Source organism: Nocardia bovistercoris (genome assembly GCF_015674855.1).
GTDB lineage: Bacteria > Actinomycetota > Actinomycetes > Mycobacteriales > Mycobacteriaceae > Nocardia > Nocardia bovistercoris.
This window is the reverse complement of record NZ_JADMLG010000015.1, coordinates 77,367-89,847: the sequence shown is the minus strand read 5'-3', so window position 1 is coordinate 89,847 and position 12,481 is coordinate 77,367. Positions and strand designations below refer to the sequence as shown.

Below are 12,481 nucleotides of genomic sequence, written 5' to 3'. Positions count from 1 at the left end.
ACCGTCGAGGACGGTTATTGCACGGTCTGCGGCACCGCACCGGCTGCCGCCGCGACCGTCACGGTGACGTCCTTCGGTCCGACGACCGCGAGCTCGGCGACTTCGAGCTCAGCGACCTCGTATCCGACGACCGCGAGTCGAGCGACGCCGAGCCCCACGACTCCGGGTCCGATGACCGCGAGTCCGGTGTCGCCGACTTTTGCGGCTGCGAGTTCGGCGACCGCCGATCCAGCGACTCAGGGTACGGCGACGTCGAACCCGAGCGTGGCGCCGCCGTGCGCGGAACCCGGCTGCGCGGGCACGGTCGTCGACGGATACTGCGACACCTGCGGCGCGGCTCCGGTATCCGCGCCGCCCACCGGCACGGTCGCGATGAACACCGCCGCCACCGCGGGCACGCGCGGGTCGAGCCGCTCGGCGCGCACCGGACGTTCCTCGTCCTCGCGCTCGAGCGGCCGCGGTCGCCTGGGCGCGGGCATGGTCGACGTGCCGAGGGTGCCGCGCGTCGACCCGGTCTCGGCGATCCTCACCGACCCGCGGGTAGCGGAGTCGAAACGCTTCTGCGGCAAGTGCGAACGGCCGGTGGGGCGCGGGCGCGGCGGCGAACCGGGACGCGTGACGGGGTTCTGCCCGCATTGCGGCACCCGATATTCCTTCGCGCCGACCCTCGCCGCGGGCGATGTGGTCGGCGGCCAGTACGAGGTGGCGGGCTGCCTGGCCCACGGCGGCCTCGGCTGGATCTATCTGGCCATCGACCGCAATGTCGGCAACCGGTGGGTGGTGCTGAAAGGCCTGCTCAATTCCGGTGACCTCGACGCGATGGCGGCGGCGCTGGCCGAACGGCGCTTCCTGGCCGAGGTCGAGCATCCGAGCATCGTCAAGATCTTCAACTTCGTCGAACACCTCGGCGCCGACGGTGTCGCGGTGGGCTACATCGTCATGGAATACGTGGGCGGCACCTCGCTCAAACAGATCCTGCGCGGCCACCGCGACACCGAGGGCGGCCACCTGCCGCCCGCTCGCGCCATCGCCTACGTCCTGGAGATGCTGCCCGCCCTGGGCTACCTGCATTCGCTCGGCCTTGCCTACTGCGATTTCAAGCCCGACAACGTCATGCAGACCGACGAACAGCTCAAACTCATCGACCTCGGCGCGGTGATCGCCATGGACGACGAGGACAGCCCCATCTACGGGACCATCGGCTATCAGGCGCCCGAGATCGCGCGCACCGGCCCGACCGTGGCCACCGACATCTACACCGTTGGGCGCACTCTCGCGGTGCTGATGATGCGCATCCCCGAGCACGACGGGCATTTCGGACCGATGCCGCAGCCGAGCGCCGAACCGCTGCTCGCGACCCACGATTCGCTGTATCGGCTGTTGCTGCGCGCCACCGACCCCGATCCGGACGCGCGTTTCGGCTCCACCGAGGAGATGGCCGACCAGTTGACCGGCGTGCTGCGCGAGGTGCTCTCGGCCGAGGACGGCGCACCGCGCGCGGGCATGTCGGCGCTGTTCGGTCCGCCGCGCGCGGTGTTCGGCGTCGACGCGGCGCTCACACCCGCCGACGTGGTGGCCGCGCTGCCGGTGCCGCTGGTCGACCCGTCCGATCCGGGCGCGGCGCTGCTGGCGAGCACGACCGGATCCTCGCCCGCGGAACTGGAACCCGCGCTGAGTGCCGGGATGCGCGCGGTGGTGACCGCGCGCGGGGAATCGGTGGAGATTCCGTTGCGGCTGGTGCGCGCCGCGCTCGAGGTCGGCGATCCCGACGACGCGCTGCGCCGCCTCGACTCGTCGGCCGACGCCGTGCCCGGGGATTGGCGATCGGCCTGGTACCGGGGACAGGCGCATTTCCTGCGCGGCGACCTGGCCTCGGCGCGCACGGAATTGGAGTCGGTGTATCACGCGCTGCCCGGTGAGCCCGCACCGAAACTGGCGTTGGCCGCGGTCGCGGAATCCGAGGCCGACACCGATGCCTCGGTGCGCGCCACCGGCCTCTACGCGACGGTGTGGCGCACCGATCACGGATTCGTCAGCGCCGCTTTCGGTCTGGCGCGCCTGCGCGCGGCCGCGGGCGCACGCGCGGAGGCGGTGACGGTCCTGGACGCGGTGGAGGCGTCCTCGGCGCAGCACACGCAGGCGCGGCTGTCGGCGGTGGACACGATCCTGGCCGGTCGCGGCCCCGACCGGTTGGACGAGCGGGTGCTGCGCGAGGCCGGTGACCGGGTGCGGCGCTTGCGCATCGATTCCAAGCGCCGCGACGCGCAGGTGCGGATGCGGGTGTTGGAGGCGGCGTTGTCGTGGCTGGCGGCGGGCGGTCGCCCGACCGGGACCGAGCCGCTGCTCGACGCCGGTTTCGACGTCGCGGGTGTGCGGACGGGTCTGGAACGCTGTTACCGCGACCTGGCCAGGGAAACCGAGGATCTGTGGACCCGCATCGATCTGGTGGACCGCGCCAACGCCGTCCGCCCGAGGACAAGACTGTGACCGGCGCGCGCCGCGACGGCTACGGCGCACCCGACGATCCGACCCTCGAGATCGGTCGACCGCCGTGGGCGCGTCGCACCGACCGTCAGCGCACCCTTCCCGCTCCGACTCCCGCCGAAAGTACCGACGTGCATCCGACCGCAAGTCCCGAAACCCCCGCCGCCCATCACGTGACGGCCGGAATCCGTTGTCCAGGTTGCGATGCCGGCGTGCACGCCGCCGACCGGTTCTGTGAGTCGTGCGGGCGCGAACTCGGCGCGCGCCGGGTCGCGCTGCCGCGCGAGGACCGCTCGGTCGCGCGCTGCGAGGGCTGCGGCGGCAGCTTCGACCACGACGGCTACTGCGACGGCTGCGGCCAGTTGCGCCCGCAGCCCGACCGGTTCGACGCCGACCTGGGCGCGGTGTGCGTGGTGACCGACCGCGGCCTGTCGCACGCGCGCAACGAGGATTCGGTGGCCGCGGCGGTGCTCGACGGTCCCGACGGCGCGCCCGCGATCACCGTGATCGCGGTCAGCGACGGCGTGTCGACCTCGGAGGACCCGCAGGCCGCATCGGGCGCGGCCTCGCGCGCCGGTGTCGAGGCGTGCCTGAACGCGCTGAGCGAGGGCCGCAGCGCGGCGGAGGCGTCGTTCGCGGGTCTGGCGGCGGCGGCGAGCGCGGTCCGCGAGGTCGCGGTGGTGGAAGGTCACGCGCCCTCGTGCACCTACGTGTCGGCGATCGTGCTCGGATACGGCGGCGACGCCGTGGAGATCACCGTCGCCAATGTCGGCGACAGCCGCGCCTATTGGCTACGCGGCGACGAACCGCCCTCGGCGGCGTCGCGGGCACTGGCCTCCCAGCGCCTGACCACCGACGATTCCTACGCCCAGGCCCTGGTGGACGCGGGCGCGATGGACGAACAGGCGGCCATGAAGGATCCGCGCGCCCACACCTTGCTGCGCTGGCTCGGCGCGGATTCCGGCCCGAAACCGTGGTCGGACAGCTGCGTTCGCACGTTCCGCACCGGCGGGCCAGGCACGCTGCTGCTGTGTTCGGACGGCCTGTGGAACTATCGGCCGGATCCGGAGGGTCTGGCCGAGTTGATCCGCGGCGCGGACGCGGCCGAGGCGGCGCGCGCGCTGGCCGATTTCGCGGTCCGCCGTGGCGGCAGCGACAACATCACCGTCGCGGTGGCTCCGGTCCCGCGATCCGATCAGCCGGGAGTGCGACAGTGAGCGCGGTGGCAGAGGGCGGCGTGTCTGTCGCCGTCGATCAGAACGAGTACCTGGCCGACGGCGCGGGCGTGGTCGACGCGGTGGTCACGGTCACCACCGGCGCCGGTTTCGTGGCGGCCGAACCGGCCACGGAGCGGGTGGAGATCCTGATCGTCGACTGTTCGGGGTCGATGGGCAGCTACCGCAAGTTCGACGGCGCCCGCACCGCGACGCTGGCCGCGCTGGACGTGCTGCCCGACGGCACCCGTTTCGCGATCGTGGCGGGCACGTCCCTGGCGAAGCTGGTCTATCCCACCGAGGTGCCGTCGGTGCCCGCGAATCCGGCGACCCGTCTCGAGGCGCGTCGGGCGCTGGACGCGTTGCGGCCCAACGGCGGCACCGCGATGGGCACCTGGCTGGGTCTGGCGCGTCAGCTGGCGTGGAAACATCAGGGCGCGATGGTGCACGCGATCCTGCTCACCGACGGCAAGAACGAACACGAGGACCCGGCGACCCTGGCCGCGGAGATCGCGCAGTCCGAGGGCGCGTTCACCTGCGACTGCCGCGGCGTCGGCACCGACTGGCGGGTCGAGGAACTGCGTTCGATCGCCTCGGCGCTGCACGGCACCGTCGACATCGTCGCCGATCCGGCGCGCCTCGCCGAGGATTTCGCGGCGATGGCGCGCTCGTCGATGGCCAAGGCGATCCCGGAGCTGACCTTGCGGGTGTGGACGCCCGCGGGCGGCGGCGTGCGTTTCGTGAAGCAGGTCGCGCCCGCCATCGAGGATCTCACCGCGCGCAGGCGTGAGTCGGGCGCGCAGGTCGGGGAGTACCCGCTGGGCGCTTGGGGCGCGGAGGAGCGCGACTACCACGTGCAGGTGCGGGTGGAGCCCGCCGCGCCGGGGCGGGAGAAGCTCGCGGCCAGGGTGAGCGTGGTGGCGGGAGAACAGGTCGTCGGCCAGGGTCTGGTGCGCGCGGTGTGGACCACCGAGTCCGCGCTGTCGGCCCGGATCAGCAGGCGGGTCGCGCATTACACCGGTCAGGCCGAACTGGCTCAGGCGGTGCAGGAGGGTTTGGCGGCGCGCAGTTCCGGTGACGTGGAGACCGCCACCGCCAAGTTGCGCCGCGCGGTGGAGCTGGCCGCGGAGTCGGGCAACGAGGGCACGGCGAAACTGTTGCGCGGTGTGGTCGAGGTGGACGAGCGCGACGGCACGGTGCGGCTGCGCCGTTCGGTGGACGCCGCGGCGGCCATGGCGCTCGACGCGCGTTCCACGAAGACGAAACGAGTTCGCGGACAGGGGTGAACATGCATATCTGCCCGGACGGCCACCGGTCGCAGGCGAGCGACTACTGCGATGTCTGCGGGTCGCCGATGAGTGGCGCGGACCCGGGCGTCGCGGGGCCGCCGTCGGCGTGCCCGGCGTGCGGGCGGCCGAGCGGCGGACGGTTCTGCGAGGCGTGCGGTCATGATTCGGCGTTGGGCGTCCTCCCGTCGAACGGCGCGGGACCCGATAGCGACAGCGGCGGGTCCGGCGGGCGCGCGGCGGAGTCGACGGTGGTCTCACCCGGTTTCGCCGAGACCGGCGGGTTCGCCCCGACCGGCGGCGTCGACTGGATCGCCGCCATCGCCGCCGACCGCGCCTTCTACGAGCGGGTCCTGGCGCGCGAGGGCCCCGACGCCGACCGGGTCGAATTCCCGGCCTATGTGCCCGAGCGGCGGATCGTGCTGGGCGGCGCGGAGATCCTCATCGGCAAACGCAGTGTCTCCCAAGGGGTCACGCCCGATATCGACCTGGGTCTCGCGCCAGCCGACGCGGGGGTGTCGCGCGCGCACGCGATGCTGCGCCTGACACCGACGGCGCTGACCATCACCGACCTCGGCTCCACCAACGGCACCAGCCTCAACGACAGCGACGAACTGATCCGCCCCGGTGACGCGGTGCGGTTGCGCAGCGGCGACCGGATCCATCTGGGCGCGTGGACCACGATCACCCTGTCGACCCGCCCGCGCTGACGCGTTCAGCCCGCGTCGGCCACCATGACCGTTTCGCGTCGGGTCGCCTCGAGTTGGCGGCGCGCGGCGTGGATCACCTGGTCCTCGGTGACGAGCAGCAGACCGGGATCCGGATCGAGTGCGTCGATGTCGCCGACGCGGCCCGCCCACAGCGCGGTGTTGGCGTCGCGGTGCGGCGGCGGCGCGGCGCGGTCGGGCGAGGCCGGGCCGAACACCAGCACCGAATGCGTCCCGAACGCGGTGGCCAGATGCCCGACGCCGGTGTCGCCCGCCACCAGCAGCGCGGCGCCCGCGATCGTCGCGGCCAACTGGCGCACGGTCAGCTCACCGGCGACGACACAGCGGCGCGGCAGGCCCGCGGCTTCGGCGACCGCGTGCGCCAATCCGACTTCGGCGGCGTCGCCGGTGACCAGGATCGGGTAGCCGGTGTCGATGAGGGCTGCGGCGACGCGGGCGAAGCGTTCGGCGGGCCAGCGGCGCGCGGCGGGCGCGCCGGGATGGATCACGATGTGGCTGCGCAGCCCGAGCGCTTCCACCGGCGGCGCGATCGCGTAGTCGGTGGGATCGGCGGGGATGCCTGCGGATTCGAGCAGGCGACACCAGCGCACCGTGTCGTGTACATGCGCGGGCCAGGTCGGGCCGCGCATGTACGGGAAGTCCGGGTGCTTGTAGCTGATGAGCTGTTCGGGGTCGGTGCCGAGCAGGTCGGTGATGCTGTCGGGGCCCGCGTCGTGCAGGTTGATCGCCGAGGTCGGCGGTGGCGCGTTCCAGCGCAGGTCACCGAGCATGTGGGTGGCGTGCAGGCCGTCGACGCAGCCGGTGAGTTCCACGATGGGCCGCAGCCAGCCCGGCGCCGCGAGCACCAGCCGGTGGTGCGGTCGAGCGGCGCGGACCGCGCGCAACGCGGGCAGCGCGGTGAGCAGCCCGTCGAGTCCGCGGGCTCGCAGGATCAGGGTGACGGCGGTGGGTCGCGTGCTCATCGGGGGATCACGATCCCGGTCAGGTCCGCTTCGCGGATGGGTGTTTCGGGGTTGGCCTGCGCCGCGCACATGACCTGGATCGCGGCCATGGACCCGTCCACGGTCTGCGCGCTCGGCTCGGAGCCGGTGCGGTCCTGCTCCAGGAATTTGGTGACCGTCACCCGCCGGTCGTCCGGACTTTGGCCGAGGTAGTCGCTGCACGGGGTGTCCCCGCCCTTGTTGATCGCTTTCTCCGCTTCGTCGCAGCCGGTGGCGAGCACTGCCAGCGCGGCGACGCCCACGGCGACCGTTGTCCTCACGATCATCGAATTCTCCTGGTGGTGAAGGGGTTTCGGGCTCGGAATCGGCTCGCGCCCGCTGCCGCCCGGATTGTGCGCACCCGCGGGCGCGTCCTCGCGCTGCCGACACGGGCCCCGCACCGGTGCGGCGGGTCACCGGAGGCAATACCCCCTCACGCACGCCGCAATCGGCGTCACCGGATTCAGTGGCCTCGGTCGTCGAAGAGTCGACCGTCCACGCCGCGGCGCACCCGCCGGTGTTCGGCCCACAGCAGCGACACCCCGGCGATCAGACACACCGCGGCGACGATGCCGCCGATGATCGCCCAGCCCTCGTAGCCGTATCCGGAGGCGGTGAGCGTCGCGCCGACAGCGACGATGCCCAGTGCCGCGAGCACGATCCCCGGCCAGTTGCGGGTGTCCTCGATGGATTCACCCGCGTGGGTGCGCGTGGTGCGGGCGTGGTCGGGAAAGTTCTCCTCGGTCACTGTGGCCTCCTCGTCGGTGACATGGGTACATCCGGTCTCACCGGCCGCGATACCCGCGCACGGCGATCGCAATCACCGCGCACGACGAAGCCGCGGCCCCCGCTGCGGGGGCCGCGGCCGGTCTCGAGCTGTTACTTGTTCCAGATGGCGGCGACGAAGGTCTGCCCATTCACCGTGTACCGGTGCTGGTGGACCAGCCGGTAGCCTTCACCGGCGAGCTGTCCCGCGGTGCTGTCGAAGGCCTGCACGGTGATGTCGTGGCGGGCCTGCCACGCGCGCCCGTCGTTCTTCTCCCAGATGCCGACGAAACGCGAGGCGCCGTCGACCTCGTAGCCGCGCACCAGGGTCAGTCGGTAGCCCTGGGCGAGCAGTTTGTCGAACTCGGACTGGTAGGTGCGCGAGTCGAGGCCGTGGCGGGCCTGCCAGGCGCGGCCGTCGTTGCGCACCCAGGTGCTGCTGTAGCGGGGGTCGGAGCCGCTGGTGGCGGTGATGTCGCTGATGCGGTAGCCCTGGGCGACCAGGCTGTCGAATTCGGCCTGGTGCTGGGCGCCGGTCAGGTTCTGGCGGGTCACGGTGGCGGCGGGCGCGGCGGCTTTGCCCTTTGCGAAGGTGACCGTCCAGTGGCGGCGGTCGCCCTGGTAGATCACCGACACGCCGACGTCGGTGAGGTCGCCGTCGAGGATGATGGCGCGGTGTCCGGGGGAGTTGGACCAGAACCGCATGGCGTCGGCGGGCGCCACCTCGGTGCCGAAGAAGTTGATCTCGGCGATCTTCGGCGCGTCGGTCGGCACGCCGCACTGGGCGAAGCGGGTCTTGATGTCGCGGCCGAGGGTGTCGACGTGATCGGCGGGCGAGGTGCCGCGCTCGGCGCTGTCGTTGCTCGCCCATTCGGCCGGGCGTGCCATGGTCTCGGTGTGGGTGACCGCTTTGAGCCCGGCGTCGGCGCGCATCTTGTTGATCTGCTCGAAGACGGTGCTCTCCTCGCCGCGCAGCGCCAGCGCGGCCTGGTCGACGTCGCAGTTGGTGTAGGGCGCTGCGACCGCGGCCGGGGCGGTGAACACCGCGGCGGTGGCGGCGAGGGCGAGTACGGCGGCGGTGGCGGTGGTCGCGAGTTTCATGGTCGGTTCCCCTGTGTGCTGGTGTCGGTGGGTTGCACACAGCGTCGGGCCGGTGACCAACGAGGAACCAATCAGTCACCAACGGCCGGTATCGGCGCAGCTCAGCGGGTCGACAGCGCGGCCGCGTCACACTGGGGTGCGATCCTGCGGTAGGCGTGCAGGGTGGCCGCGGCGACCTTGTCCCAGTTGTAGCCGTCGCGGGCGCGGTCGTCGGCGGCCGCGCCCCAGGTCTCGCGCAGGGTGGCGTCGGCCAGCAGTGGCCGCACCGCGCGCGCCACCTCGTGCGGGTCGGGTGTGTACACCAGTCGCCCGGTGACGCCGTCCACGACGGTGTCGCGCAGCCCGCCCACCGCGGTGGCCACCACCGGCCTGCGGCAGGCCATCGCCTCGAGCGGCACCAGCCCGAACGGTTCGAACCACGGCGTGCACAGCACCACGTCCGCGGACCGGTACAGCCGCGCCATCCCGACGTGGGAGACCGGGCCCAGAATACGGAACCGGTCGGCGACGCCGTGCTCGCCGGCGATACGGCGCAGCCGCCTGCCTTCGCCGTCGTCGTCTATGTCGTCGCCCACCGCGCCGCCCGCGATCACCAGTTCGGTGTCGGGCAACTCGGCCAGCGCCCGCACGCCGACGTCGAATCCCTTGCGCCGCAACAGCCTTCCCACCGACACCAGCCGGTATCGGGCGCCGCGCGCGGCCGCGCCGCCGGTGGGAGCGAAGGCGACGGGGTCGACCCCGCCCGGCACGACCGAGGTGCGGAAGCGCGGCACGCCCATGCGGGCGAGTTCGGCGGCCTCGTCGGAACTGGCGGCAAGGACGTGGGCGGCGCGCAGCGCGATGAGCCGTTCGAACCGGATACGCGAACGCGGACTGGTGTCGGCCAGGCCGTGGTGGCGGCGCGCGACGGTGCCGAGACCGTGGAAGGACACCAGCACCGGCAGCCGGTGCGCGCGCGCCGCGAGCTCGGCGGCCAGCGCCGACATCCAGTAGTGGGCGTGCACGAGGTCGGCCGGATGCATACTCCAGTGCCGCTGCAGGAAGGTGCCGAATTCGCCGAGGTGCGGCAGGATCTGATCGCGCGGCAGCGGCGCGGCGGGCCCCGCGGGCACGTGCACCACCAGATAGCCCTCACGGGTCGCCACCTCGGTGCGGATGTGCGGGTCGTCGCGGCGGGTGTACACGGTGACCTGGTGTCCGGCGCGCACCAGGGCCGCCGAGAGCGCCGCGACGTGCACGTTGCGTCCGCCGGTCGCGGATCCGCCCGGTTCGACGAGCGGGCTTGCGTGCGCGGAAACCATCGCGATCTTCACGGGAGACTCCGTTCTGTTGCGGCCGGTCCCGAGCCGTGTCCGGCATGTGGCGGATATGCCCGGGTCGGGCTGGCCGCAAACAACCCGCCGCGCGCCCGAACACACGGTCGGTGCGGTGGGGGCGGCGGGTTTCGGGTCCGCGGCGTCGGGTACGCCGCCGGCAGAACAACGTCGCGGTCCCGGAGTTCGGCTGCCGTCGCGGCAGCGCCCGCACGGCGGCGCGAGACAAGGTGGTGATGGGTTCATGGGGGAGCGGTTGTCGCGATCGGCGACGGACACGACCACGGTCGGGGTGCGGGTACCCGCCCGGCTGGATCAGTTGATCATGGTGCGCGCACTGGCCGAGACGATCTCCCTCATCGCCGATTTCGCGCTCGACGAGGTGACCGACATCAGGCTGGCCCTGGACGAGGTGGCGACCTCGCTGGTGCTCGACGCGGCCGATGACACCGAGCTGGAATGCCGTTTCAGCTACGAGCCCGGCCGCATGCGGGTGCGCGTGACCTCGGTCGCGGCCTCGGACACCGTCTCGGCCGAGGCCGGGTTCGGCTATCACATCCTGCGGACGCTGACCGAGTCGGTGCGGATCGAACGCGCCGATCACGACCGGTTCACGGGCGGCTACCCGACGGTGATCGAGTTCTGCTGGGCCCGCGCCGCCACCGACGGACGGTGATGGCGGAGTTCAGCGCGGTTGCAGTGGAACGGGGTCGATCGGTTCGGGGCCGGGCACCGGCGGCAGCGGATCGGGGTTCGGCGCGGGACCGGGTATCGGCGGCAGCGGGTCCGGCGTCGGCGGGTGTGCGGGATCCGGCGGCGGATCGGGTGCGGGCACCGGCGGTATCGGCGATGGTTCCGGTTGCGGTGGAACGGGATCGGGCGTGGGGCCGGGGGGCGCCGGGTCGGGCGGATTCGGTAGTGACGACACCGGTTCCGGTCGATCAGTCGGGCCGGTGACGGAACTTCGCATTGCCATCATCGTCGGCGGGTACCCGATCGCGGCCCGGTGAACCGGCGATGAGGGTGCCGGCCGGTGAACCGGCGAAGAGGGCGCTCCGGTGAACCGGCGAAGAGGGGCGCAGCTCACAGTGATCCTCGCGTTTGTGCGCGAGATCCATCGGGTACGCAGTATTCAACCGGAATTCCGTCGTTCGAAGGGCCGTCGTTCAAGGGCTCAGGGAGGGTCGTCATGACTTATCAGCGACGACCGAGCACCCGCCATCCGTACATCGGAGCGGGCCGCGCACGGTCGCTGCCCACCAGCCAGGATCTCGACGCGGCAGGTGAGAGACGACAAATCGTCGAGAGTTCACCGCGCACGGTGCCCACCCACGTGACCCGTGATCACGAGGTGATCCGGCGTTGGGCCGAGCAGCGTGGCGCGCGCCCGGCCACCATGCCTGGCAGCGAATACGACGGCAGGCTCGAGGTGCTGCGTTTCGACTTCCCCGGTTACGGCGGCGCGGTGCTGCGCCCGGTGGACTGGGAGGAGTGGTTCGCCACCTTCGACGAGCGCGGCCTGGAGTTCCGCTATCAGGACAATCGCGCCGACGGCAGCCGCAGCAACTTCAATCGCCTGGAGAGTCCCCCGGACCTGAGGTGAGCCGCACCGACATGAGTACGCCATCGGATAGCTCGGACACCGCCCCCGCGTGCACACGCGGGGGCGGTGTCGTGTCCGTCCCCGGTGCGTGCGATATCAACCTGCGTGGAAACCCGGCGTTTACCTCGCGGCAGGTCGGGGTATTCGGTGGCTTGGCAAGTTGCTGGAAGGCGGATTGTCGCGTCGGTGGTGGTAATGCGATTCTCCGCACGCCCTCGCGCGTCCGCGTGTCTGCTAGGGATAGAGGTCTCGAGTGCGCAGCGAGGTGCGGTCATGCCGGTCAATCTGATGATCGTGGACGAGGACGCGGAAGTCCGTGGCGCGTTGCGTGCGGCGATGGAGGGCGAGGGCTACGACGTCAGCGAGGCGCGCGAGGGCGAGGACGTGCTGGCGAGGCTGCGGGATTCGGGTGTGCCCGATGTCATGATCGTCGAATTGATGCTCGGCGATATGGACGGTTTCGATTGTATTCGAGAAATTCGTCGCGATCACGACGTACCCATTATCGTGATCAGTGCACGTGACGATACTCACGATGTCGTCGCCGCATTGGAAGCGGGCGCCGACGATTACGTCACCAAACCTTTCGAAATCAAGGAGATCTCCGCGCGCATGCGTGCGCTGCGCCGCCGCGCGCGCCTCACCGCGGAGCGTGAATCGGCCGCGCGAGAACTCGTCCTCGAATCCGGTCCGGAATCGACGTTGATTCTGGACCGCGACGGCGGCGCAGTGCGCCGCGGTTCGGAGGAAATCCGACTCACGATCACCGAATTCCGGTTGCTGTGCGAACTCGCGGAAACCCCGGGGCGGGTGTTGTCGCGCACTGTCCTGCTCGAAAGAGTGTGGGACGAAGGGTTTTTCGGTGACGAGCGCATAGTCGACGTCCATATGCGTCGTTTGCGAACCAAAATCGAGCGCGATCCTTCCTCGCCGAATCTCGTCGTCACCGTTCGCGGTCTCGGATATCGACTCGACCTGCAACGGTAGTTTCCCCGCGGATTCCGTTT

The 12,481-nt window shown here is 71.4% G+C and carries 14 protein-coding genes; 7 read left to right on the top strand and 7 right to left on the bottom strand.

From position 1 onward, the window contains the following. Positions 1-14: 14 nt before the first annotated feature. Positions 15-158, bottom strand: a complete 144-nt coding sequence (locus tag IT779_RS29480) for a hypothetical protein (protein WP_196152726.1) — start codon at positions 156-158, stop codon at positions 15-17. 78 nt (positions 159-236) lie between these two features. Then, positions 237-479, bottom strand: coding sequence for a hypothetical protein (locus IT779_RS38180; protein WP_232542251.1), 243 nt, complete (start codon positions 477-479; stop codon positions 237-239). Between IT779_RS38180 and IT779_RS29475 the strand changes: the two genes are divergently transcribed. The 4 genes from IT779_RS29475 to IT779_RS29460 all read left to right on the top strand — a co-directional run bounded on the left by IT779_RS29475 (position 478) and on the right by IT779_RS29460 (position 5,694). Continuing rightward, a complete protein-coding gene (locus tag IT779_RS29475; RefSeq protein WP_456299696.1) occupies positions 478-2,487 on the top strand; it encodes a tetratricopeptide repeat protein in 2,010 nt (669 codons plus the stop codon). The genes IT779_RS38180 and IT779_RS29475 overlap by 2 nt on opposite strands. Next, positions 2,484-3,701 carry a protein phosphatase 2C domain-containing protein gene (locus IT779_RS29470; RefSeq protein ID WP_196152724.1) on the top strand — a complete coding sequence of 406 codons (1,218 nt, stop codon included), beginning with the start codon at positions 2,484-2,486 and terminating at the stop codon, positions 3,699-3,701. Before IT779_RS29475 ends, IT779_RS29470 begins: the two co-directional genes overlap by 4 nt. Beyond that, complete coding sequence (locus IT779_RS29465; protein ID WP_196152723.1) at positions 3,698-4,984, top strand: VWA domain-containing protein; 1,287 nt, start codon at positions 3,698-3,700, stop codon at positions 4,982-4,984. The genes IT779_RS29470 and IT779_RS29465 overlap by 4 nt, the downstream gene beginning before the upstream one ends. 173 nt (positions 4,985-5,157) lie before the next feature. Continuing rightward, positions 5,158-5,694: an FHA domain-containing protein gene (locus tag IT779_RS29460; RefSeq protein ID WP_232542226.1), complete on the top strand. Its 537-nt coding sequence runs from the start codon at positions 5,158-5,160 to the stop codon at positions 5,692-5,694. Between the two features lie 5 nt (positions 5,695-5,699). Here IT779_RS29460 and IT779_RS29455 read toward each other — a convergent pair whose 3' ends face one another. The 5 genes from IT779_RS29455 to IT779_RS29435 all read right to left on the bottom strand — a co-directional run bounded on the left by IT779_RS29455 (position 5,700) and on the right by IT779_RS29435 (position 9,871). Beyond that, positions 5,700-6,674 (bottom strand): glycosyltransferase family 9 protein, encoded by a 975-nt coding sequence (locus IT779_RS29455; protein WP_196152721.1) that lies wholly within the window; start codon positions 6,672-6,674, stop codon positions 5,700-5,702. After that, positions 6,671-6,979 carry a hypothetical protein gene (locus IT779_RS29450; RefSeq protein ID WP_196152720.1) on the bottom strand — a complete coding sequence of 103 codons (309 nt, stop codon included), beginning with the start codon at positions 6,977-6,979 and terminating at the stop codon, positions 6,671-6,673. Before IT779_RS29450 ends, IT779_RS29455 begins: the two co-directional genes overlap by 4 nt. 176 nt (positions 6,980-7,155) lie before the next feature. Beyond that, on the bottom strand, positions 7,156-7,440 hold the full coding sequence (locus IT779_RS29445) for a hypothetical protein (protein WP_196152719.1): 285 nt from the start codon (positions 7,438-7,440) through the stop codon (positions 7,156-7,158). Between the two features lie 131 nt (positions 7,441-7,571). Then, positions 7,572-8,558, bottom strand: a complete 987-nt coding sequence (locus tag IT779_RS29440; protein ID WP_196152718.1) for a CAP domain-containing protein — start codon at positions 8,556-8,558, stop codon at positions 7,572-7,574. A gap of 101 nt (positions 8,559-8,659) precedes the next feature. Continuing rightward, entirely contained in the window at positions 8,660-9,871 is a 1,212-nt protein-coding gene (locus IT779_RS29435) for a glycosyltransferase (RefSeq protein WP_196152717.1), read from the bottom strand. A 244-nt stretch (positions 9,872-10,115) separates the two neighbouring features. Here IT779_RS29435 and IT779_RS29430 point away from each other — a divergent pair, with 244 nt between their 5' ends. From IT779_RS29430 to IT779_RS29420, 3 genes are all read left to right on the top strand, one after another. Beyond that, on the top strand, positions 10,116-10,547 hold the full coding sequence (locus IT779_RS29430; RefSeq protein WP_196152716.1) for an ATP-binding protein: 432 nt from the start codon (positions 10,116-10,118) through the stop codon (positions 10,545-10,547). A 513-nt stretch (positions 10,548-11,060) separates the two neighbouring features. Further along, positions 11,061-11,474: a hypothetical protein gene (locus IT779_RS29425; RefSeq protein ID WP_198429078.1), complete on the top strand. Its 414-nt coding sequence runs from the start codon at positions 11,061-11,063 to the stop codon at positions 11,472-11,474. 273 nt (positions 11,475-11,747) lie between these two features. Continuing rightward, on the top strand, positions 11,748-12,461 hold the full coding sequence (locus tag IT779_RS29420) for a response regulator transcription factor (RefSeq protein WP_196152715.1): 714 nt from the start codon (positions 11,748-11,750) through the stop codon (positions 12,459-12,461). The last annotated feature ends 20 nt before the right edge of the window (positions 12,462-12,481 follow it).

Excerpts from the sequence above, each read along its gene's own strand:
- IT779_RS29475 (WP_456299696.1), top strand. The coding sequence starts at position 478 with ATGGTCGACGTGCCGAGGGTGCCGCGCGTCGACCCGGTCTCGGCGATC.
- IT779_RS38180 (WP_232542251.1), bottom strand. The coding sequence starts at position 479 with ATGCCCGCGCCCAGGCGACCGCGGCCGCTCGAGCGCGAGGACGAGGAA.
- IT779_RS29455 (WP_196152721.1), bottom strand. The coding sequence starts at position 6,674 with ATGAGCACGCGACCCACCGCCGTCACCCTGATCCTGCGAGCCCGCGGA.
- IT779_RS29450 (WP_196152720.1), bottom strand. The coding sequence starts at position 6,979 with ATGATCGTGAGGACAACGGTCGCCGTGGGCGTCGCCGCGCTGGCAGTG.
- IT779_RS29440 (WP_196152718.1), bottom strand. The coding sequence starts at position 8,558 with ATGAAACTCGCGACCACCGCCACCGCCGCCGTACTCGCCCTCGCCGCC.
- IT779_RS29430 (WP_196152716.1), top strand. The coding sequence starts at position 10,116 with ATGGGGGAGCGGTTGTCGCGATCGGCGACGGACACGACCACGGTCGGG.
- IT779_RS29425 (WP_198429078.1), top strand. The coding sequence starts at position 11,061 with ATGACTTATCAGCGACGACCGAGCACCCGCCATCCGTACATCGGAGCG.
- IT779_RS29420 (WP_196152715.1), top strand. The coding sequence starts at position 11,748 with ATGCCGGTCAATCTGATGATCGTGGACGAGGACGCGGAAGTCCGTGGC.